Source organism: Acinetobacter sp. TR3 (genome assembly GCF_027105055.1).
In the GTDB taxonomy this organism is placed as follows: Bacteria; Pseudomonadota; Gammaproteobacteria; order Pseudomonadales; family Moraxellaceae; genus Acinetobacter.
Map to the genome: position 1 here is coordinate 1729397 of NZ_CP114264.1, position 23509 is coordinate 1752905.

Consider the following 23509-nt stretch of genomic DNA (forward strand, 5'->3'; position numbering starts at 1 on the left):
GGGATTCCAATGTTGCAAAAAGTATTGATTGCAAACCGCGGTGAAATCGCTTTACGAATTACGCGAGCTTGTAAAACGCTTGGCATTAAAACAGTTGGTATTTATTCTGATGCTGACAAAGACTTAATGCATTTACGCTTCGTTGATGAAGCTGTCTGTATTGGGCCGGGTACCACAAGTGAAAGTTATTTAAATATTCCTGCAATTATTACTGCTGCAGAAATTACAGGTGCGGATGCAATCCATCCTGGATATGGCTTTTTGTCTGAAAATGCTGAATTTGCTGAAATTGTAGAAAGCTCAGGTTTTATTTTTATTGGTCCTCGCCCTGAACACATTCGTCTTATGGGTAACAAGGTATCCGCGATTATTGCCATGAAAAAGGCTGGCGTACCTACCGTGCCTGGATGTGACCATGCTGTAACGATTAACAATGCACTCGCTGAAGCAAAAGAAATTGGCTTCCCGTTGATCGTCAAAGCTGCATCAGGCGGCGGCGGTCGTGGTATGCGTATCGTTGAACGTGTCGACACACTACTTGAATCAGTTCAAGCTGCACAACGTGATGCTGAGATGTGGTTTGGTGATGATACTGTATACATGGAGCGCTTCTTACAGAAACCTCGCCATGTAGAAGTACAAGTGCTAGGTGATGGTAACGGTCATGCAATCCATTTATATGACCGAGACTGTTCTTTACAACGTCGTCATCAAAAGGTTTTAGAAGAAGCACCTGCTCCAAATCTACCAGAACAAGCACGTGCTGATATTTTAGAAGCATGTGTCAATGCTTGTAAGTTAATACAATACCGTGGTGCTGGAACTTTTGAGTTTTTATTTGAAGAAGGAGAATTCTTCTTTATCGAAATGAATACTCGCGTTCAAGTTGAGCATCCTGTAACTGAAATGGTTACTGGCATTGATATTATTGAACAACAACTGCGGATTGCGGCTGGTTTAGGTTTAAATATTGAACAGCATGAAGTCGAAGTAAAAGGTCATGCGATTGAATGCCGTATCAATGCTGAGGATCCGACTAACTTCTTACCTTCTCCTGGTAAAATAGAAAACTTCTATGCACCCGGCGGCGCAGGTATTCGTTTAGATTCTCATATTTATCAAGGCTATAGTATTCCGCCGTATTATGATTCGATGATTGCAAAACTCATCGCTCATGGTAAAGATCGCAGAACATCTTTAGCTCGTATGCGTCAAGCTTTAGATGAAATGATTTTGACTGGAATTAAAACCAATATTCCATTGCACAAAGATCTTATTTTGCAGGACAAAAACTTCTGTGAACAAGCTATGGATATTCATTATCTAGAAAAGCATCTGCTAAAACAGCTTGAACCGAAAGCTGAAAAAGCATAAATAAAAAAGCCTCTAAGTTAAGAGGCTTTTTTATTATTCAATCTTTCTAAGGTAGGACACGGCGTAATGTCGCAAAACATTTTTCGCCTTTTTCATTGGCGCAAAAATTAATGGTGTGATCATTTTCCCACTTCACAAAATATTGCGAAACCTCACCAGTTTGGTCTAGTACTTGACCTGAGCAATCCATCTGATTATTGTCATACTTAATCTGTAAAACTAATGCTGGTAAACGCTCTTTATGATCTTCTGAAGGTTGATAATCATATAAACCATAAGACCACTCTTGGTTACTCTTAATCACGACTTCATTCATTCCACGAAAATTATAGTATTCGACACACTTCTTATTATTAGGAATTTCCATTGCCCATAGCCCCATGATTTCAGGACGAGTTATCACCCGAATCGCATTTGCTTTAGCCAATTGTTGTGCTGTTACTGCTTTTTCATTTACGACCGTGTCTGCCATAGTCCATGTTGAGCAAGCCCATAATAATCCAATAATATAAATATTTTTCATAGATTTAATTAAGTCGTAATCTAAACGGTGCAAGGCTTTAAATTAGCATATTTTTTGAGAAAAACATGCATTCATAACCATATAAACACAATATTTTTAGCTTGAGCTTTAGTTGATTGTTATGGCATTTTTTCAGGTATGCTAGTTCTAGATTTACAGTAATTTTATTTACATTATAAAGATTTAGCTTTAAGGATAAAAGCCATGAAATTTTCTGAATACGTGCAATATGATGGTTTAGGATTAGCAAAACTGGTCAAAAGCAAACAAGTTCATCCTTCAGAATTATTAAAAATTGCATTAGAACGAACAGATAAAGTCAATCCAAAGCTAAACGCCATTATTATTCCAATGTATGAGCAAGCGAAGCAGCGCACACAGCAAGAATCCTCTGGGTTATTTGCAGGCGTTCCATTTCTAGTCAAAGACTTATTCCAAGAATATCAAGGTATTCCAACCTCTTATGGTAGCCAAGCGCTAAAAAAAATTAATTATACCCCTGATTTTAATGCTGAAATCGTAAACCGCTGGGAACAAACAGGGATTATTACTTTTGGTCGTACAAACACGCCTGAGTTTGGTATCAAAGGAATTACTGAACCCGATGCTTGGGGCACTTGCCACAATCCGTGGAATTTAAAACACAATAGTGGTGGTTCTTCTGGTGGATCAGGCTCTGCAGTTGCAGGTGGAATCGTCCCAGTTGCAGGCGCAGGTGACGGTGGCGGATCAATTCGTATCCCCGCTTCTTATTGTGGTTTATTTGGATTAAAGCCGAGTCGTGGTCGTACACCTTGGGGGCCACAATACAGTGAAGCAATGCATGGTGCTGCCATGCAACATGTTCTCTGCAAAACAGTTCGCGATAGTGCTGCCATGCTCGATGCAGTTCAAGGTCCAGAACAAACTTCACTTTTTAGAATAGAAGCACCTGAAAAGAAATATTTAGATATCATTCAACAGGCTCCAAGAAAACTCAAAATTGCTTTTAATACTCAATCACCAATTGGAACGAAGGTTTCTAAAGATGCGATTCAAGCTGTTCAACAAACTGCTAAGTTACTGGAGTCTTTAGGGCATATTGTTGTAGAAGATCGTCCAAAAATAGATGGTTTGGCATTAGGAAAAGACTTTGTAACGACTTGGTTTAGTCAATTCGCATATATGCAGACACAAATTAAACAAATGGCAGGTGCAACTGATCATGATTTCGAATTAGATTCTATTGCCCTCGCTGCTTTTGGGGCCAAAACAACCGCAACAGAATATATTCATACACTTAATAATTGGGGTCTTTATAGCACTCAAATGAATATTTTCTTTGAAAAATATGACCTTTATTTAACCCCAACAACAGCATCAATCGCACCAAAAAATGGGGAAGTTGCCACACCTAATTGGCAAAAACCAATCTTGAAAGGACTATTAAAATTAGGAAAAGCGCACTATCTCGCACAAGGGAAATTAGTTGAAAAAATGTTACAGGATAATTTAAGTTGGGTACCTTTTACGCAGTTAGCAAATGTTACAGGTCTACCCGCCATGTCAGTCCCATTATATTGGAACAAAAATGGCTTACCTTTAGGCAGCCAGTTTATTGCACCTTTTGGACGTGAAGATCGTTTATTGCAACTTGCAGCACAATTAGAACAGACACAACCATGGATGTCTCAATATCAGAATATTCAACTCTAATCTAAGTTTTAGCTGCCGTGTCCAATTGATTCGGCAGCCAAAATACTAAAAACAAACCAACCAGTACGATACCACTTGCATATAAGAAAATTGTTGCGCCTGAAAATACTTGCCAATAATGCCCAGCTAATAGACTTCCAGATGCGACCCCTAACCCCCACATGGTGCTGTAAAGTGCTTGTCCTCGCCCTTGTTGCTCAGCTGAAAAATTTTGAAAAATCACTTTCATTGCAATTAAGTGAAATAATCCAAAACTAAAGGCATGTAAACATTGAGCAAATAACTGACCCCAAAAATTTGTGTTCAATATACTAACCAGAAACCAGCGTAAACTGGTCAAAATCAAACATACTGCAACTAGTGTCCGCCAAGAGAAACGAGTAAAGAAAACTTTTTGCGCTACGGAAAACATTATAATTTCTGCAATTACGCCTGTTGCCCACAGCGTTCCAATTTGTGTTGTGCTAAACCCAATCTCTTTTAAAAAATTACTATAAAAACTATAAAATGGCGCTTGTGAAAATAATAAAACAAATTCAATTGCAAAAAATGCGGCCACAGTAGGTCGTTTTAAAATGGGTATTATAGATTCTAGTTTTTTTTGCGAGCTTGGCGCATGTTCAGGTTCTTTAATGGTAAATGACCACAAAAAAGCTAAAAAAGAAACCGCTAGAAGTAAAATGGGTAGCATGGAAATTTGAATAATTTCTAATAAAGCACCAATAATGAATACACCCAATATGAAGCCAACAGATCCCCATTTTCTAACTTTTCCATAAAGCTCTGCGCGTTTATCCCCCAACCAGAATAAAGTAACACCTTCAAATTGCGCCAAAATTGCATTTTGAAAGAAACTAAAGATCAGCATGAGTAGTGCAACAGATTGAAAACTATTCGGAATGATGAAGATGGCAAACCAGATACAGGCTTCCATCCATGTTGCAATACGCACTAGCAACATTCGTTTGCCTGACTTATCAGCAACCCATCCCCAAATCAAAGGTGCAAAAAAACGAGTAATAATCGCAATTGAAGACAAAATACCAATTTCTTGATAATTGAAACCTTGATCTTGTAGATACAAGTTCCAATAAGGCATGAATGTACCCACTATGGAATAGTAAAACAAATAGAAACCGCCCAATCGGGTTTGGATACTTAGAGATTGAAACAATTCACGCGCCTTTTACATGGATCAACATCTATCATTCACAACAAGATGTATTGCCTTTCGATAAACATAAATTTTAGCGGATTTAGATCTTTAATTCGTCCTTTTATTTATGATGAATATCCACCTCAGTAACTTTTATTTTTCATTCAACAATAATAAAGGGGCTGAAATATTCAGCCCCTTTATTAATTTAGATATACTTCAGCCGTTATATATCCGTATGAAAAGCCACACTTGGTTGAGAATTTCTTAACTTTCGCTGTTTAAGAAAATACGCAAACATTAAGCAAAGAATCCATGCTGGAATCATCATAACGGCAATACGCATATCCGGCGTTAAAGACATCACCACCAAAATGCTAAGCATAAAAACGATACATAGATAATTGCTGAATGGATACGCGATACTAGGGAATTTACTTATTACTCCCTGTGCTTGCATCGTCTTACGAAACTTTAGATGTGTCCAAGAAATAACAACCCAGTTAATCACAATCGCTGCAACAACGAGCATCATCAATAAGCCAAAAGCTTTTTCTGGGAAAGCATAATTTAGTAAAACACACAATACTGTTACAAATGCAGAAATCAGTACAGCATTTGTAGGAATACCATTTTTGTTAATTTTCTTCAGGAACTGAGGTGCATTACCCTGCTGCGCCAAGCCCAATAACATACGGCTGCTACAATAGCTTGTTCCGTTATAAACTGAAACCGCCGCCGTTAAAATTACAAAGTTCAACATGGTCGCAACACCTTGGCTGTCTAATGATGCAAACACCATCACAAATGGACTACCACCATTTGCCATTTGATTCCAAGGAAACAAAGCAAATAAGATAAAAAGTGTCGCAATATAGAAAATTAAAATACGGTAAATAATTTGGTTTACCGCTTTAGGTAAGGTTTTATCTGGATCACGCGCTTCCGCAGCCGTAATACCAAATAATTCAATTCCACCGAATGCGAAGATAATTACAGCCATAGCCATAACTAAACCTTTTATGCCATACGGAAAGAAACCACCTAGTGCCCAAAGGTTACTAATACTAGCTTGCGGGCCAGCAGTGCCTGTAGCAAGTAAATAAGAACCAAAAGCAATCATTGCTAAAATCGCCAAAATTTTGATGATTGAGAACCAAAACTCCATTTCACCAAACAATTTTACATGCAATAAATTGATACCGTTGATTAATAGGAAAAAGGCTAATGCTGAAGCCCATGTCGGAATTTCAGGCCACCAGTATTGGATATATAGACCAATTGCACTCAGCTCCGCCATACAAACTAAAATATTTAGTACCCAATAGTTCCAACCTGACATAAAGCCAGCGAATGGGCCCCAGTACTTATAAGCAAAGTGACTGAAAGAACCACTCACAGGCTCTTGTACAACCATTTCACCTAACTGTCGCATCATTAGAAAAGCGATAAACCCAGCGATTGCATACCCCAGGATGACTGATGGTCCTGCAAGCTTGATTGATTGAGAAATACCGAGAAACAATCCAGTACCAATTGCACCACCTAGTGCAATAAGTTGGATATGCCGATTGCTTAAACCGTGTTTCAGGTTTCCTTGCTGTTGGTTTGACATATGATTATTCTCATCCTTGTCACGTAATTTTATTATTCAAAATTACGTATATCATAAATTAATCAGAAATGCCTAGTATTGATTGAAAAATAATTAAGTTACTTTTCTCGTAACTGCGCATATAAGCAGAAATTTCAATAAATAACAATAATTATGAATTATGTAATTAAATTATGTATTGCGTAATTAATTTAATTGCGTATTATAGAATAAATAAGACACCACCTTTCTTGCTTAATCGAAGTAAATAAGCGATATGAAATAAAAATATTTTATTAAATTTCATATTATTAGGCTCAGAAAGATAAACAACCCAAATAGTTTTTGACAAAATTTGAGACAAGGAAAGCAAATTATGACGCAACTTTTAACATCTTTTCTTGAAATAGATCCCCATTCAGATTTCACAATACATAATTTACCTTATGGTATTTTCAGTGAAGTGCCTAATGGTCATAAGCGCGTTGGTGTTGCAATTGGTGAATGGGTACTTGACTTAGCCTTATTAGAGTCAGAAGGCTTATTAAATATTGATGGAAATATAAATTTTTTCAATCAACCTACACTCAATAAATTTATTGAGTCAGGTAAACATAATTGGAATAACGTGCGCAAAATGCTGCAAAGTTTACTTTCAATTGATAATCCAATACTTCGCAATAATCATGATTTGATTTCTCAAGCTTTATTGAAAAGAGATAGCATTACGCTACATTTACCAATTCATATTCCTGGCTATACCGATTTCTACTCATCAAAAGAACATGCCACTAACGTTGGTACGATGTTTAGAGATCCTAAAAATGCTTTACTTCCGAACTGGAGTGAGCTTCCAGTTGGCTACAATGGGCGTGCAAGTTCAGTCGTGGTCAGTGGCACAAATATCGTTCGCCCATCAGGTCAGATCAAACTACCAAATGTTGACCGTCCTATTTTCTCTGCTACCCGTAAACTAGACTTTGAGTTAGAAACTGCGTTCGTTGTTGGTAAATCGACTGAACTAGGACAGCCTATTTCTATCGATAATGCATGGGATCATATTTTTGGTATGGTGCTATTGAACGATTGGTCCGCACGCGATATTCAACAATGGGAATATGTTCCTTTAGGACCATTTAATGCAAAAACTTTTGCAAGCGCCATTTCTCCGTGGGTTGTTACCATGGAAGCTCTTGAACCATTTAAAGTAAAAGGTCCAGAGCAAGATCCAAAACCACTAGATTATTTACAAGAAAATATTACTAATAGCTACGACATTCATCTTAGCGTTGAGATACAAAGCCCTCAATCACAATCAACGGATGTCATTTGCCAAACAAACTTTAAATATATGTATTGGTCGATGGCACAACAACTCACTCATCACACCATTGCAGGTTGTAATGTCCAAGTTGGTGATCTTATGGGCTCGGGTACGATTTCTGGTTCAAAAATTGACTCTTATGGAAGTTTGTTAGAATTAACTTGGAATACGACCAAACCTATTACCCTATCTAATGGGGAAAAACGCGGTTTCTTAGAAGATGGAGATCGCGTCATCATGAAAGGTTATTGTGAAAAAGATGGTATTCGTATCGGATTCGGTCAAGTCGAAAATACCATTCTTGCAGCGCATACATTTAACTTCGATAAAAAAGAGGTTGATCAGTATGAAACTGTATAGTTATTTTCGTAGCTCTGCTGCCTATCGTGTCCGTATTGCACTTAACCTAAAAGAACTTAGCTACGAAACTGAAAGCATTCATTTAGTTAAAAATGAACAACAAATGGATCGCTATAAAAATTTAAATCCTAGCCAATTGGTGCCTACGCTCATTGATGAAGATCACGTTTTCTTACAATCGATGAATATTTTAGAGTATTTGGAAGAACAATATCCAACCAAAGCTCTATTACCTAAAAATCTGGTTGAGCGTGCCAAAGTTCGTGCTTTTTCCCAAGCAATTGCTTGTGATATTCATCCTTTAAATAATTTAAGGGTATTGAAATATCTCAATCATGAACTTGCTATCACTGATCAGCAAAAAAATGATTGGTACACACATTGGGTAATCGAAGGCTTTAAAAGTCTAGAGCATCAACTTCAGCACTCAAATGGACAATTCTGTTTTGGAACTGAACCAACATTTGCAGACTGTTGTTTAATCCCCCAAGTCTATAACGCAAAACGTTTCAAAATTGATTTAAGTGCTTTCCCAAAAATTGAAAGTATTTATCTGCACTGTCTAACTCTCCCAGCATTTCTACATGCCTCACCAGAACAACAACCAGATTGGGAATAATGAAAAGGAATTTGATATGAGTTTTGCAATTAAAAAAATTCACCACGTTGCCTATCGCTGTAAAGATGCCAAAGAAACAGTGGAATGGTATAAAAAAATGCTGAATATGGATTTTATCCTAGCGTTTGCTGAAGACCATGTTCCTTCAACTAAAGCTTTTGATCCTTATATGCATTTGTTCTTGGATGCTGGGCAAGGAAATGTATTGGCTTTTTTTGAACTTCCAACACAGCCTGAAATGGGACGTGATGAAAATACACCTCAATGGGTACAACATATTGCTTTCGAAGTTGAGAATCAGGAAGCACTACTAGATGCAAAAGCACATTTAGAGCAACACGGTGTAAAAGTCTTAGGTGTAACTAATCACGGTATTTTCCATTCTATTTATTTCTTTGATCCTAATGGACATCGCCTAGAGCTCACTTATAACGATAGTCATGCTGATGCCAAAATTGCTCGTATCACAGAAGAGATGAAACTTGAAATGTTAGATGAATGGAGCCGTACCAAACGAGCACCTCAACACACACATTTCTTGCATGAAGAAGAATTAGGAGCATAGACATGGTCAACAAAGTCTCTGTAAATGCCGAAACAGCACTTCAAGGTATCGTCAAAGATGGTCAAACCATTGCTGTTGGTGGTTTTGGATTATGTGGTATCCCAGAAGCGTTGATTCAAGCTTTAAAACAAAGTGGTGTTAAACAACTTACTTGTATTAGTAATAACGCTGGCGTAGATGACTATGGGCTTGGTTTATTGCTACAAACCAAACAGATTAAAAAAATGATTTCATCTTATGTCGGTGAAAATAAAGAATTCGAACGCCAATTTTTAAACGGCGAATTAGAAGTTGAACTCACTCCTCAAGGGACACTCGCCGAAAAACTTCGTGCTGGAGGTGCAGGTATTCCTGCATTTTATACCGCGACTGGTGTCGGAACAAGCATCGCTGAAGGTAAAGAGGTTCGAGAGTTTCAAGGTAAGTCTTATTTACTCGAATCATCATTAACCGCTGATGTTGCTTTAATCAAAGCTTATAAAGCAGATAAAGCAGGAAATTTAGTTTTCAGAAAAACTGCGCGTAATTTTAATCCTGAATGTGCAATGGCGGGTCGCTATACCATCGTTGAGGTCGAGCAAATTGTTGAGCTGGGCGAAATCGATCCAGACGATATTCACTTAGCAGGTATCTATGTGAATGCAGTCGTTTTGAATGCTAATCCAGAGAAACGTATTGAACAACGTACATTAAAAGTTGCTGTATAAGGAGTGAGTCATGGCATGGACTAAACAACAAATGGCACAACGTGCAGCCCAAGAATTACAAGATGGCTTTTATGTAAATTTGGGTATTGGTTTACCAACCTTAGTAGCAAACTATATTCCTACTGGTATAGATGTTTGGTTACAGTCTGAAAATGGATTATTGGGTATTGATGAATTTCCGACTGAAGAACATGTCGATGCAGATCTAATCAATGCTGGTAAACAAACCGTAACTGTAAAAAATGGTGGCGCATTCTTTTCAAGTTCTGAATCATTTGCGATGATCCGTGGTGGACGTGTTAACTTGGCCATCTTAGGTGCAATGGAAGTATCAGAACAAGGTGATCTTGCCAACTGGATGATTCCAGGAAAGAAAGTTAAAGGCATGGGTGGTGCAATGGATTTGGTTGCTGGAGTACAGAAAGTTGTCGTCTTGATGGAGCACTCCACCAAAGATGGTCAACCCAAAATCCTAAAGAACTGTACTTTGCCTCTAACAGGTAGTCAGGTTGTGAATCGTATTATCAGTGATTTAGGTGTACTGGATATCACAGAACACGGTGTGGAACTTGTTGAATTAGCAGAGCAAGTGAGCTTTGATGAAATACAAGCAGCAACTGGTATTGAAATTCGAAATACACTTGCAGCATAAGTTTCTATCGGTATTGAAGAAATATAGCTTTAATACCGATTTTTTATTGCCTAAATTTCATCGAAGTCGCATCCTTAAGTTTATTTTTAATATGATAAGGTGGAGTGTAAGAATACAAATCATCAGAATATGCTTATACAATTCACCTATTTAAGTCATTTAAAAAGATGATTTTTATTTTATCCATTACTCAGGCATTATGTGCTGAGTTGATGTTGTAAAAATGATCCATAGAACACCACTAAAGAGAATCTAGATTAAGGGCTATTGAATGATTGAAGAAAAGTTATCTGGTGGGGTTCAATCTCTTGAGGTAGGTTTAACCGTACTCAATGCACTTTTAGAACACAATAAACCAATTATTTTGAAAGATCTGTCTCATAAGCTAGATATGCATCCTGCCAAAGTACATCGTTATTTGGTTAGCCTAATTCGTATGAATTACGCCAAACAATTAGATGATGGGCAATATACTTTAGGAGATCAAGCTTGGCGTTTAGGTCTGAGCTGTATTCAACATACTGATGTTTTACAACTGGTTCAGCATCTAATTTATGAATTACAGAATAAGATCGGTTGTGGCATCCAGATTAGCAAATGGTCACCTCAAGGTCCTTTGGTTGTTCAGTCAATCGAATCAAATCACCCGATTTCAATTGTGACCAAAGTAGGTTCAATTATGCCTTTGGTCAACTCTGCTGCAGGTCGTGTGTTTGCCTCATATTTACCTGAAGCAGTTATTAAGCCCCTTATGCAGGCTGAATGGGATAAAGCGACTCGTAATCATTATCCGATCAAGCCGAACGATTGGAATGAGTTCATCGCCTTAAAAGAGAAAACATTAGAATCTGGTATGGCGATTGCCCAAGGAGATTTACTCGTTGGAATCAATGCTGTCGGTATTCCAATCTTCAATGCTCACCGCTCGATGGAATTTTGTATTGTTGCTTTAGATAGCGAAATGTTTTTACCTGTACATCAAGACAGTGAAAAACTCGAATTTTTTAAACGCGAAGTCGCTGCAATCAATCAATTTATTCAAACACGATAAATATTTGCAAATAAAAAAGCCAAGAAATAAATTTCTTGGCTTTCTCTTTTTAAAGTTTTTATTTTGCTTCTAATACACCGCGGCGGATTTGATCACGTTCAATTGATTCAAATAGTGCTTTGAAGTTCCCTTCACCAAAACCATCATCGTCCTTTCGTTGAATAAACTCAAAGAACACTGGTCCAAGCATATTTTGAGAAAAAATCTGCAACAGCAACTTTTTCTGACCATCTTTGGTATTACCATCGAGCAAAATACCACGCTTTTGTAATTCTTCAGTAGGTTCACCATGTGCTGGTAAACGATCCTTCAACATTTCGTAATAGGTCTCTGGTGGTGGTGTCATAAACTCCAAACCTAACCCTTTTAACTTATCCCATGTTGAAAGCAAATCATCAGTAATAAAAGCAATATGCTGAATGCCTTCACCATTAAAATCTGCTAAAAATTCAGCAATTTGACCATTACCTTTATCTGAATCTTCATTTAATGGGATACGGATCATGCCATCTGGTGCAGTCAAAGCTTTTGAAGTCAGACCAGTATATTCACCTTTAATATCAAAATAACGAATTTCTTGGAAATTAAAAATCTTCTCGTAGAAATTTGCCCAATAATCCATACGCCCTTTATAGACATTATGAGTTAAATGATCAATTTCGTTTAAACCAGCGCCTTTGGGATTTTTATCTACGTCATCAAAGAAGACAAAGTCATTAGAATAAATATCACGGTCAACAAGGAAAATTGGCATTCCGCCAATTCCTTTAATCGCAGGAATATTGAGTTCCATCGGTCCAGCTTGTGTGTACATCGGCTCAGCACCAAGCTCAACAGCATTTTTAAAGGCTTTAGCTGCATCGCGGGTTCTAAACCCCATTGCACATGCAGATGGGCCGTGTTCTTTGAAGAAGAATGAAGCATAAGATTCAGGCTGATAATTCAAAATGATATTGATATTACCTTGGCGCCATAAATAAACTTTTTTAGATTTATGTTTTGCGACTTTAGAAAAACCGATTGTTTCAAAAATTTGATCTAAGCCATTTTCCGTCGAAACAAACTCAATAAAAGCAAAACCACATAGTTCTAATGGGTTATCTAAAATGTCCATCTAGTTTCCCTTATTTAGATAAATTCATCCGTTTGAATACTAAACACATGCTTATGTATAACAATCAATAGCATCTGCTTAACTTACTAGAAAAGGTAACAAGTGTTTTTATAAGTGTCTCAAAAACATCCTGATTGAAACCTTTCCTGTCCTTACTGCAACCAATACATCTTTTAGAAAACCTATTCTCAGTATTGGTTTTAATCCATAAAACCATGCTACAAGAAAGATTAAATTTATGCAATACATAATTTAATTATGAATAGTGTAATTTAATGAGATTTCAATCTCACCAAAATTAGGTGAATTTTCACTAGAATAAAATTTAAAAAACAAGCACGCCATATCAAAATCTGACATTCTTAAAAATCGAGTAAATAAATCCCGATGTGTTACAAGTCAATTAAAAATAATTATCAAATCTAACAATTCGTTACTTGTAGATTGCATAGGTTCAGGGCATGGTTTGACTACTGCTGAATTATAGGAAATTGTTGCCTATGGCTAGCCCTGCTCAAGCAATAAGACATAAATTACTTAATACTTTCTTTTCAAGACACTCAGTTTGGTTTCTTTGTATTTTTACTGCTTTAACCATTACTTGGTTTAGAACGATTTATACACCACATACCATTTATTATTTTATTTCAGATACGTTATTAAATACGCTATGGCTTGTCACCAGCTTACTAAGCCTCTTGGGTCTACATGATTTATTGCAAAAAAAGCATGCAATACTCAGAAACTATCCGATTTTAGGGCATTTCCGTTTTATCTTTGAAGATGTTCGACCTGAGATCAGACAATACTTTATAGAGTCAGATCAAGATGCATTACCCTTTTCAAGAATGCAACGTAGTCTTGTTTATCAACGTGCAAAAAATGAAAATGCAGACAAACCATTTGGTTCAATTATTGATGTTTATGAACCAAACTATCGCTTTATCGTTCATTCAATTTCTCCATGCCCGCCTGCCGACCCAAGCACTTTTCGCGTAAAGATTGGCAATAGCCAATGTAGTCAACCCTACAGTGCATCCATAATGAATATTTCTGCCATGAGTTTTGGAAGTTTAAGTGCGAATGCAATTCGTGCACTCAACAAAGGCGCTCATCTAGGAAATTTCTATCATGATACAGGCGAAGGTAGCTTGAGCCCTTATCATCTGGAAAATGGTGGTGACATCGTATGGCAAATTGCAAGTGGCTATTTTGGATGTCGTACTGTTGATGGATTATTTGATCCTGAGAAATTTAGACAACAAGCACAAAATCCAAAAATTAAGATGATTGAGCTCAAACTCTCTCAAGGCGCGAAACCCGGACATGGTGGAATATTACCAAAACACAAAATTACGCAGGAAATTGCAGAAATACGAGGTGTTTCTAGAGACCAAGATTGTATTTCTCCTGCAAAACATCCAAGTTTTAACACACCTATCGAAATGATGTTCTTTATTCAAAAACTTAGAGAGCTATCTGGTGGAAAGCCCGTGGGTTTTAAACTGTGTATTGGTCAACCTTGGCAATTTATGAGTATTGTCAAAGCGATGCTTGAAACCAAAATCATCCCTGACTTTATCGTCGTTGATGGCTCTGAAGGGGGGACAGGTGCAGCACCAATTGAATTTAGTGATTATATCGGCACTCCCTTAAGAGAAGGCTTACGCTTTGTACATAACACTTTAATAGGTGCAGGCTTACGACAACAAATCAAAATTGGTGCCAGTGGAAAAATGATTAGTGCTTTTGATATTGCGAGCAGCTTTGCTTTGGGCGCTGATTGGGTTAATTCAGCACGAGGCTTTATGTTTGCTGTGGGATGTATTCAAGCGCAAAGTTGTCATACGAACCAATGTCCTGTTGGAGTTGCAACGCAAGATCAAGATCGTCAAAAAGCGATAGATGTCCCGACTAAAGCAGAACGTGTATTTAATTTTCATAAAAATACATTATATGCATTATCAGAAATGATTGCAGCTGCAGGCTTAAAGCATCCATCTGATATTAAAGCCCATCATCTTGCCCAGCGTATGAATGATCGTGAAATCAAAAATTATGCACAAATTCATTTTTTTCTCAAAGAAAATGAATTACTGCAAAATGATCTGAACGATGAGGAAAATTTCTACTATAGAATGTGGAAATTAGCAGATGCTAATACATTCTAATTCTAGTAATGCTTAAGCTATAAAAAATCACCACTAGTAATAGTGGTGATTTGGTTTTGCATGTAAAAATGCTGGAATCAATCCAGTCAAAGCAGCTCGAATATCTGCACGCTCATTAATCAATTGATGTGAACCCTCTTCCAGCATCAACAAGGTCTGTAATCTAAATTTTCGGCGAATATATTCAATGTTGTAACGCCAATCTACTGTTTGATCGAGTGCACCTTGAGCAAGCCATACAGGAATACGACATGCAGGTCGATGTTCCATTTCTAACATCCATTTAGACATTGCTAAAATCCAATCCATCCCCATCATTCGAGGCTGTAATGGATCAGTTAGGCGAATAAATCTTAAAAATTCAGGATTATGATTATTACGACGGAAATGTCGTGGTACTTGGCTCTTTATACGACGAATAATTCCTAAGCCAACAGAGTTATGCCACCAAGCTGTTTTTGCGGGTCGAATCAATGGCGATAAGAGCAATACTCGATTAACGATCGGATCTTCTCTACGCTCAGCAAATTCAAGTAAATGATGCATCCAAATCGCACCACCAGTACTTTGCCCTATTCCTAACCATGGTTTTGGTAATTGTATAGCACTACGAACAACATCATAAACTGCATGCAACACTTGCTGGTAATGATCAAAATTCTGAATACTTGCTGATGAGCCATTACTTAATCCGTGACCGGGCAGATCGTATGTAATAACACTGAATCCTTGATCAAGAATTTCTTTTATAATTGGTTGATAAATACCACTATGCTCTAAGTATCCATGTAATAAGCATACAGTACCTAAAATCTTTTCGCGTTGAGGCTGAAATACTTGTACATGTAAACGAAATAATGGCATTTCAACATAACCTTGCCAGTGTTCGCATTCAAGTGAATCTAAACCATAAAGCTTTCTATAGGCTTGTAGTGCTTTTGAAGGTTCTATTATTTTTGATAAATCAAGCGGCTCTAAAAGCTGAGGCGTTGTTTCTCTATTGGGGATAGGTAAATCCAATTGTTTAAGTATTGTCGGATTTAAAAATGGAATATTGGACATATTATGGTATCTCTCGACAATCACTTGAGCCAAAAAGCGTATCACGAATCGTTGCTAGCAATTCATAGTTAGCACGACGACTGTGATCATAGTTTTGTTCACTTGGTCGCCAGTCTGTCAATGTGGTTGGCATCGGTGCGATCACAGGAACAGTTTCAATTCCATTGAGTGCAAATAAACGTCTTGTTCGTGGCATATGATATTCATCTGTGATGAGAATGACTGTCGGTGCGCCACCTTTCTTTTGCAGTAATAATGAACTAAATCGGGAGTTTTCACAGGTATTCATACTTCTATTTTCTAGAAGCTTCGCTTCTATACCGCGTTCTTTCAGCCAAGCTTGCATATAAGGTGCTTCAACACCACTTAAAACAATAGGAAGAGGATACTGCTTTTCGACTTGCAAAGTTTTTTCCAATCGAAGACGTGTATAGTTATTTACAACAATATCTTTACCATTTGCACCAAGTGTCAAGCCACCACCTAAAACAACAATTGCATATGGCTGAGACAATCCTTGCGACTCGTTCATTCCATCCTTGTTCTTCTTCAGCTCAACTAAATCTTTATTTGTCTCCTCTTTTTCATCTGGATAAACAGGTAATTCAACAGGATATGTTTCTAAAAAAGCAATATATTTCCCCATTAAAGCCTGATTATCAGGCGTATTCCACTGTAAAAAATCCATTGGCGTACTTGCTGCTACAGCAGAACTTTCTTGTTCCTGTTCTGACTTTTCCGTCATTAATGGAATATTCGTTTGCTGATTTTCTTCTACATTTTCGCGTTCTTGCTCTTCGATGATCAATTGTTGTAATAATTTATAACGTGCTTGAATTAATCTCAAATCTTCAGGTTTTTCAGACTGAAATGTTTTTTCCATTAACTTGAGATAAGCTTGGCGCGCAATCCACAAATTAGACCCCGGCTCCAAAGTTTCATGCTCGCTTAACGCAGCTGGTTTCTGACTTTGTGCGGCAACTTCATTCACATCAACAGGCACAAATCGGTTTAGCCCCTTTACAACCAATTGCGAATAAAATGGCGAATATAAAAAAAGTACAAAGCAGCCTAATAGCACGAAAAATATAGTTATGATTCGTACTAAGCCAATCATCCAATGTACTTTATCCATAAAATTCCTTATACATGATGCGCTTGGATTAAGCCTTGCTCACTATACAACACTGGTTCAGGTTCTAATTGAATATTAAACTTCTGTTTTACATCACTTTGTACTGTTTGATAGGTATTTTTAACATCAGCTAATGTCGCATCTGCATAATTCACTAACACCAATGCCTGTTTATCAAACATTCCAACCGAACCAAGTTGTTTACCTTTCCAACCTGTTTGATCAATCAACCAACCCGCCGCAACTTTAACATTGCTATGTGCTTGAGGATAATGGGGAATATTTGGAAAATGCTGAGCAATTTTACCAAATTCAGCTTCAGTCAAAATTGGATTCTTAAAAAAGCTTCCAACATTTGGAAATTCTTTTGGATCAGGCAATTTACTTTGACGAATATGAATCACCTGATTTTGTAAATTTTCAGCGGTCAGTTCATCTCCAACTGCTTGTTTAAGATCACCATAGTTCAACTTCAAATCGACCTTTTTTAGTAATTTGAAAGTAACACTCACGATGATGTAGCGATTTGGATAATCTTTGAAAATACTATGGCGATAAGCAAAGTGACAGTCTGAACCTGAAATACAGTCAAACATTTTTAGTTGACGATCATAGACTTGAACAGAATCGATAAACTCGCCAACTTCAACACCATAGGCACCAATATTCTGCACAGGTGATGCACCCACTAAACCAGGAATGAGTGCGAGGTTTTGCAAACCAAACCATTGTTGTTGAGTGCTGTACAACACAAAGTCATGCCATACTTGCCCAGCACCTACTTTAACTGTGATGGTATTTTCATCTTCAGCGAGAACATTTATCCCTTGTATATTTAAATGCAACACCAAAGCTTGAATCTGTTGGGGTAATAACACATTACTTCCACCAGATAAAATCAAAGCATTTAAATTGTGTTGCTCAGCAAAGTTCAATGCCTCGATCACATCATCAGGATGATTGATTTGAACATAATGCGAAGCAATAGCATTCAAATTTAATGTATTTAAGTTTTTAAGCTGAACTTGTGCTTGTACCTGCATATTAAATTAAATCCTATTACTCTACTTTCATTTGCTTTTTAAAAACGTTAACCCATGCTTGGCTGCTAGATTCACATTGATCAAGTACTCGATCAAATCCATCCGATCCACCGTAGTAAGGGTCAGGAACAGCTTGTTGCATAAAATGAGGGTCATGCTCACTCATCAATGCGATCTTGGCTCGAATTCGATCAGCACCGAATTGTTTTACCGCTTTTGATATTAATGCCTGAATATCATCAAAATTTTCATGATCCATCGCAAGAATAAGATCAAACTCCACAAAGTCTGCTAAAACAATTTGTCTTGCTCTTAATGTCGATAAATCATATCCACGTTGTATGGCATGTTTTTGACTACGTAAATCAGGGGCTTTGTTTGGATGATAATTACTGGTTCCCGCGGAATCGACCACCACATTTAAACCATGAGTCTCACAATAATGTCTGAGAATTGCTTCTGCTGTAGGAGAACGACAAATATTCCCTAAACAAACGCATAGAACCCTATATGGTGTTTCCATTAAAAAAACATTCCAAGATTTTGTTTTTTAAAAAAATATAAATATTGCATACAAAATTCCTGCAAACTGCTTAAATGTGATCATACGTGAATTGACCATTGTGACATCAGGTATTTTGTCAAAAATTGCTTTGATTTGAAAGGAAATAGTAACGATGAATATGGCTTTGTTGCACAAAGCTATTCTTGAAGGCTTCTTCAGCAATATAATTTCTAGATGAAGAAACCTGCACCTAAAATCTACCGTACACCAATTGGTCCTCGTATAACCAAGCTTTAATCAAGCGAGAAAATATTTCAATCTGGTTTGATCCCAAGACCCACAGACATCACCATAACAGTTTCAAAATGGCAGAATCGCTTCAAAGCTACACTTTTTAACAGCATCTTATGCTAATTTATTTGGACAGTGAAACTTATACTCACTTGATATAAAAATGATGTATTTATGATGAAAATAAGGATGTATGTATGAACCCGTTTCAATTTCAAACTGTTCCCAACATTATCTCGGGGCTAGGTTCGATACAAGAACTTAAAAATGTGCTTACTCAACAAAATTATCAAAAAGCATTCATTGTGACCGATGCAGGGATGATACAGCATCAATTGCATCAGCCCATTTTAGAAATCCTGACTCAGATTGGTCTTGAGTATATTATTTATTCCGATATCCAAGCAGATCCACCAGAGCATATTGTATTAGAAGCTGTTGATTTTGCGACACAAGAGCAAATTGATGTGATCATCGGTTTTGGTGGTGGTAGTTCCATGGACGTGGCTAAAATCATTGCCTTGCTCGCACACCCTAAACAACAGCAAAAACTGAGTGAAATCTATGGGGTAAACCAAGCTAAAGCACCGCGTTTACCACTCATTCTTATTCCAACAACAGCAGGAACAGGTTCGGAAGTCACCCCGATCTCGATCGTAACCACTGGCGCAACCACAAAAATGGGCGTGGTTTCTCCAATTCTATATGCAGATGTCGCAATTTTAGATGCAACATTTACGCAAGGGTTACCTGCTCATATCACAGCGGCAACAGGTATTGACGCGATGGTACATGCAATTGAAGCCTACACTTCAAATGTTAAAAAGAACTTCTATGCAGATATGTTAACCAGAAATGCACTGAAATTATTAAATCATAATTTAGCTAAGGTATTGAAAAATGGTGCTGATCTAGAAGCTCGCCAGAATATGTTGGTCGGTTCAATGCTTGCTGGTCAAGCATTTGCTAATGCCCCAGTCGCAGCAGTCCATGCCCTCGCTTATCCATTGGGCGGACATTTCCATCTTTCACACGGACATACCAATGCCTTAGTTTTAGTTGAAGTGCTAAAGTTTAATGCACCTAAAGCTAAGCAACAGTATGCAGAACTCACGCAATTGTTAGATCCACGTAGTACAGGTTGTACCGATGGTTTATGTGATCTATTTATTGATCATATGGAGAATCATTTGGACCAAAGTGGATTAACATTGAAATTAAAAGATTTAGACATTCCTGAGGCGAAGTTACCTCAGTTAGCAAAAGATGCAATGCTACAAACCAGACTGTTGCAAAACAATCCAAGGGAAATGACCGAGCAAGACGCATTACAGATCTATCAGGCGATTTATGCATGACCAAACCTATTTTAAAAACACGAGAGCAATTTAAGTTTTTCTTCCCGATCCAAACTCGTTGGGCTGATAATGATATTTATGGTCATGTGAACAATGTGACCTACTATAGTTATTTTGATACCGCTGCCAATTCTTTACTGATTCAAAAAACAGGATTTGACATTCACAACAGTGAAATTATTGGCTTAGTGGTTGACTCTGCCTGTAGTTTTTTGCAAGAGCTTTCCTTTCCAGAAGTCGTTGAGGTTGGTGTTGCGATTGGAAAAATCGGCAACTCCTCGCTTAGATATGAACTGGCAATTTTTAAACAAGATCAATTTGAAGCGGCAGCACAAGGACATTTCGTGCATGTATTTGTAGATCGTGAAAATCGAAAAAGTACAGCAATTCCTAAAAACATGCGAAATATTTTACAAGAATATCTTTTATCTATTTCTTAAATAAACCTGCCGACATGATTGCTATAACCATGTCGGCAGGTTTTAACATTACTTTTTAGATATGTGGCAATACATATGGCACGATATCTTGGAAAGTACGACCATGTACATTCTCACCAATCGCATGCATTTTCCACGCGTCATTATGGCGATAGATTTTCGCAATAATTAGACCTGTATGACCGCCTTGTGAAGACAATTTGTAACTCGCAATTTGTTGATTGCTTGCTTGATCAACCAAACGACAGAATGCATTTTCTACTTTTTCAAAAGTTTGACCACGGAAACTACTCACCGTAAAAACCAATGATTTCACTTGACTTGGCACTTGCGTCAGATTCACACGAATAACTTCATCATCGCCATCACCCGCACCTGTGAGATTATCGCCAGAATGGGTAATACTGCCATCCTTACTGCGTAATTGCCCAAAATAAACAACATCGACAACTTGTTTATTCTCATCAAACAAAATCACTGAGGCATCAAGGTCAATATCTGCACTACCACCACCAAAACCTAAAAAGCCTTTACTCTTGGCAACATCCCAACCAACACCAAGAAAAATTTGTTGTAAGCTGCTACCATCTGCTTTTTGCAAATTGATTTTTTGCCCTTTTTCTAAATTAATCGCCATCATTAAGCCCTCTTTGTTAAATAAATGTTTTAAATGATTTTTCGTTGTAAAAATTACTGATTTGAACGTGGACTCAATTTACTCTGTAACCATGCAAGAAGGTTTTGGCGATTACGTGAACAAATGACAACTTTGCCCTTACCTGAAAAACGTAACACCATGCCCTCACCACTCATGACACTATTCATCAAATTACCTAAGAGTCCACTACTCTGTGAGGTAGAAACAGATAAACTGTAATTTAGGCGTGAATCCCAACATACGACATGACCATTATCAATTACAATCTCTTTATTTGGCTCAACCTCAATTTCAAATAATGTACCGCAACCTGCAACAACCACCTGACCTTGTCCACTGGTTTCCATAACGAGAAAACCACCCGTATTTCCAAAGAAAGCACCACCAAGACTACTATTTAGACGTGCTTTGATCTCCACCGAATTATGTGCTGCTACGAAGGCACCATCACTTAATATATATTGCGTTGCGCCAACATCAAGAATTTGCATATCACCATCTAATGCTGCGGAAAGTAAACAATCCCCATCTCCGCGCACTGCTTCTATATGTTGTTGAAATAATGATTCATCGTTAGCAAAACGGCGCAATAAGGACTGCATTAAACCACCTTGCAAACGCCCTTTGAGTTCCAATGGGTCTTCCATCATCACCATTGCATTACTTTCGCAATAAATCTTATCGCCACGGCGCATCGCAACATGTAAGAATGGTTCTGGTGAACCGACTAAACTAAATTGAGCCATATTATCTAACCCTTAATTCTCAATAATTTGATGTTGTTTTGCAGCTTTCAACCAATCAGGAAATTCTTCTAACAGCAATTCATATAAACGATCATCAGAAACGCTGTCTATTCGATCTAAACTAAAAAAATTACAGTTATCAACCACTCGCCCTTTTAGATCATCTAATTTTTCTAATGCCCCATAATCTCGCCCACCAATGCCAACAAACTGCCAGAAAATTGGCAATTTTGCAGCTTGGGTTAAGATTTTTTGCATTTCTCTTCGGCTGCCTACACCACCATCCGAAACAAAGAGTACAAAAGTGGGAATCTTATCTGTGAATTTTTGATAATAATTAATGACTGCCTCAATGGCTGGAATCTCTTGATTGAAACGAGCGCCAACTTGCCAATTTTTCCAGCCTCGTTGGGTCGTATTAATAAAGTCATTTACATTGCTTAGTGTGACTTCATCTAGCTGTGCTGTTTTAGCTGCAAATGCCCAACACTCAAAACTTCCATCATTATCAAAGTGAATCGCTAAAGGCATTAAACGATTCACCACTTTCTGAACATCACCACGACGATATTGTCCATCCATCGAACCAGATGCATCTAAAACGAGGGCAACACGAGCCGTTATTCCAAGTAAATTTTTCTTTTCTAACTGAACCAATGATTTTTTGGTCAAGTCAATAATCGAAGCATTGCCTGTTTTTTCTGCTTTTTCTAAAGACAATTTTTTCTTTAAATCAATACTGGTTAATGGTGGTACGGTGACTTGAGGAGCAGCTTCTTCTGCCACTTCACCACCAAAATGTTGAATCAATGCAGCTAAACCCGCACTAAAACCCTGTCCATTGGCAGCTAATCGCCAAACATTATCTTTGCGATAAATTTCGATTAGCATTGCAGCACGTTCCTGATCAAACATATGACCATCAAGCCTAAACTCAGCAATGACTTGCTGCTGTAAATTCAGAACTTGAACTAAGATATGTTGTGTCTGTGACATCACTGCCTGACCATCAATAGCAATGGTCATCACTAAATGCTGAATCGTCGGCGGTAATTTTGTTAAATCAATCGAAAAACGACTAGACTGAGCTTGATTATCCGTTAGTTGCACTGCTTGGCATGGTGTTTTAGGCTGATTATAGAACGTCATATAACGTTCATCGCTTAATTTATATGCTGGATCTAATCCAAAACTAGCGATATCTAAAGCGAAATTGGCTTGATATTCAATGTGAATATAAAAAGAACTTTGTCCTTGTAAAAGATCATCTAATTTAATTTTTTGCCCACGAATTAAACTCAGCATATGACACAATTGCCTATTTTTTCATTTATATTTTATAGTAATGATCAGAAGACAATACCGA

22 protein-coding genes and 1 pseudogene are annotated in these 23509 nt (G+C 37.5%); 12 read left to right on the forward strand and 11 right to left on the reverse strand.

The window, feature by feature from the left end:
• The first annotated feature begins 9 nt into the window (after positions 1-9).
• Positions 10-1374 carry an acetyl-CoA carboxylase biotin carboxylase subunit gene (gene accC, locus O1449_RS08135; RefSeq protein ID WP_269237997.1) on the forward strand — a complete coding sequence of 455 codons (1365 nt, stop codon included), beginning with the start codon at positions 10-12 and terminating at the stop codon, positions 1372-1374.
• Between the two features lie 46 nt (positions 1375-1420).
• On the opposite strand, the gene O1449_RS08140 is transcribed toward accC, so the two are convergent.
• The gene (locus tag O1449_RS08140; RefSeq protein WP_269237998.1) at positions 1421-1897 is read right to left on the reverse strand and encodes a hypothetical protein; all 477 of its coding nucleotides are present in this window, start codon (positions 1895-1897) and stop codon (positions 1421-1423) included.
• 204 nt (positions 1898-2101) lie between these two features.
• Between O1449_RS08140 and O1449_RS08145 the strand changes: the two genes are divergently transcribed.
• Positions 2102-3592 carry an amidase gene (locus O1449_RS08145; protein ID WP_269237999.1) on the forward strand — a complete coding sequence of 497 codons (1491 nt, stop codon included), beginning with the start codon at positions 2102-2104 and terminating at the stop codon, positions 3590-3592.
• A gap of 1 nt (position 3593) precedes the next feature.
• Here O1449_RS08145 and O1449_RS08150 read toward each other — a convergent pair whose 3' ends face one another.
• Together O1449_RS08150 and O1449_RS08155 are read right to left on the reverse strand one after the other, a co-directional pair.
• Positions 3594-4766: an MFS transporter gene (locus O1449_RS08150; protein ID WP_269238000.1), complete on the reverse strand. Its 1173-nt coding sequence runs from the start codon at positions 4764-4766 to the stop codon at positions 3594-3596.
• Positions 4767-4974: 208 nt separating this feature from the next.
• A complete protein-coding gene (locus tag O1449_RS08155) occupies positions 4975-6363 on the reverse strand; it encodes an amino acid permease (protein WP_269238001.1) in 1389 nt (462 codons plus the stop codon).
• Positions 6364-6718: 355 nt separating this feature from the next.
• On the opposite strand from O1449_RS08155, the gene fahA reads away from it, so the two are divergent.
• From fahA to O1449_RS08185, 6 genes are all read left to right on the forward strand, one after another.
• Positions 6719-8026 (forward strand): fumarylacetoacetase, encoded by a 1308-nt coding sequence (gene fahA / locus O1449_RS08160; RefSeq protein ID WP_269230287.1) that lies wholly within the window; start codon positions 6719-6721, stop codon positions 8024-8026.
• Positions 8013-8645 carry a maleylacetoacetate isomerase gene (gene maiA, locus O1449_RS08165; protein WP_269238002.1) on the forward strand — a complete coding sequence of 211 codons (633 nt, stop codon included), beginning with the start codon at positions 8013-8015 and terminating at the stop codon, positions 8643-8645. Before fahA ends, maiA begins: the two co-directional genes overlap by 14 nt.
• A 16-nt stretch (positions 8646-8661) precedes the next feature.
• Positions 8662-9210: a VOC family protein gene (locus O1449_RS08170; RefSeq protein ID WP_050039682.1), complete on the forward strand. Its 549-nt coding sequence runs from the start codon at positions 8662-8664 to the stop codon at positions 9208-9210.
• Between the two features lie 2 nt (positions 9211-9212).
• A complete protein-coding gene (locus O1449_RS08175) occupies positions 9213-9917 on the forward strand; it encodes a CoA transferase subunit A (RefSeq protein WP_250748919.1) in 705 nt (234 codons plus the stop codon).
• 10 nt (positions 9918-9927) lie between these two features.
• A complete protein-coding gene (locus O1449_RS08180; RefSeq protein ID WP_241307579.1) occupies positions 9928-10569 on the forward strand; it encodes a 3-oxoacid CoA-transferase subunit B in 642 nt (213 codons plus the stop codon).
• A 271-nt stretch (positions 10570-10840) separates the two neighbouring features.
• Positions 10841-11620 carry an IclR family transcriptional regulator gene (locus O1449_RS08185; protein WP_269230284.1) on the forward strand — a complete coding sequence of 260 codons (780 nt, stop codon included), beginning with the start codon at positions 10841-10843 and terminating at the stop codon, positions 11618-11620.
• 58 nt (positions 11621-11678) lie between these two features.
• Here O1449_RS08185 and hppD read toward each other — a convergent pair whose 3' ends face one another.
• Positions 11679-12734, reverse strand: coding sequence for a 4-hydroxyphenylpyruvate dioxygenase (hppD, locus tag O1449_RS08190; RefSeq protein WP_005215973.1), 1056 nt, complete (start codon positions 12732-12734; stop codon positions 11679-11681).
• A gap of 500 nt (positions 12735-13234) precedes the next feature.
• On the opposite strand from hppD, the gene O1449_RS08195 reads away from it, so the two are divergent.
• Entirely contained in the window at positions 13235-14905 is a 1671-nt protein-coding gene (locus tag O1449_RS08195) for an FMN-binding glutamate synthase family protein (RefSeq protein ID WP_269238003.1), read from the forward strand.
• 33 nt (positions 14906-14938) lie between these two features.
• On the opposite strand, the gene O1449_RS08200 is transcribed toward O1449_RS08195, so the two are convergent.
• From O1449_RS08200 to O1449_RS08215, 4 genes are read right to left on the reverse strand one after another with little or no spacing between them, the layout of a single operon-like run.
• Positions 14939-15967 carry an alpha/beta hydrolase gene (locus O1449_RS08200; RefSeq protein ID WP_269238004.1) on the reverse strand — a complete coding sequence of 343 codons (1029 nt, stop codon included), beginning with the start codon at positions 15965-15967 and terminating at the stop codon, positions 14939-14941.
• Position 15968: 1 nt separating this feature from the next.
• Positions 15969-17102: a YdcF family protein gene (locus O1449_RS08205; protein WP_269238005.1), complete on the reverse strand. Its 1134-nt coding sequence runs from the start codon at positions 17100-17102 to the stop codon at positions 15969-15971.
• A gap of 8 nt (positions 17103-17110) precedes the next feature.
• Positions 17111-18145: a UDP-N-acetylmuramate dehydrogenase gene (murB, locus tag O1449_RS08210; protein WP_269238006.1), complete on the reverse strand. Its 1035-nt coding sequence runs from the start codon at positions 18143-18145 to the stop codon at positions 17111-17113.
• Positions 18146-18161: 16 nt separating this feature from the next.
• Entirely contained in the window at positions 18162-18668 is a 507-nt protein-coding gene (locus O1449_RS08215; protein WP_269238007.1) for a low molecular weight protein-tyrosine-phosphatase, read from the reverse strand.
• 216 nt (positions 18669-18884) lie between these two features.
• Here O1449_RS08215 and O1449_RS08220 point away from each other — a divergent pair.
• From O1449_RS08220 to O1449_RS08230, 3 genes and pseudogenes are all read left to right on the forward strand, one after another.
• Positions 18885-18988: pseudogene (locus O1449_RS08220) on the forward strand (IS5/IS1182 family transposase); the annotation flags it as partial.
• A gap of 150 nt (positions 18989-19138) precedes the next feature.
• A complete protein-coding gene (locus tag O1449_RS08225) occupies positions 19139-20299 on the forward strand; it encodes an iron-containing alcohol dehydrogenase (protein ID WP_269238008.1) in 1161 nt (386 codons plus the stop codon).
• On the forward strand, positions 20296-20739 hold the full coding sequence (locus O1449_RS08230; protein WP_269230277.1) for an acyl-CoA thioesterase: 444 nt from the start codon (positions 20296-20298) through the stop codon (positions 20737-20739). Before O1449_RS08225 ends, O1449_RS08230 begins: the two co-directional genes overlap by 4 nt.
• A gap of 55 nt (positions 20740-20794) precedes the next feature.
• Here the strand turns inward: O1449_RS08230 and O1449_RS08235 are convergent, their stop codons facing one another.
• Genes O1449_RS08235 through O1449_RS08245 form a run of 3 tightly spaced genes read right to left on the reverse strand, consistent with a single transcriptional unit; the run spans position 20795 to position 23448 of the window.
• Complete coding sequence (locus O1449_RS08235) at positions 20795-21376, reverse strand: TerD family protein (protein ID WP_026315763.1); 582 nt, start codon at positions 21374-21376, stop codon at positions 20795-20797.
• A 53-nt stretch (positions 21377-21429) separates the two neighbouring features.
• Positions 21430-22143 carry a TIGR00266 family protein gene (locus O1449_RS08240; protein WP_241336299.1) on the reverse strand — a complete coding sequence of 238 codons (714 nt, stop codon included), beginning with the start codon at positions 22141-22143 and terminating at the stop codon, positions 21430-21432.
• A gap of 12 nt (positions 22144-22155) precedes the next feature.
• Positions 22156-23448 (reverse strand): VWA domain-containing protein, encoded by a 1293-nt coding sequence (locus tag O1449_RS08245; RefSeq protein ID WP_269238009.1) that lies wholly within the window; start codon positions 23446-23448, stop codon positions 22156-22158.
• Positions 23449-23509 lie beyond the last annotated feature (61 nt).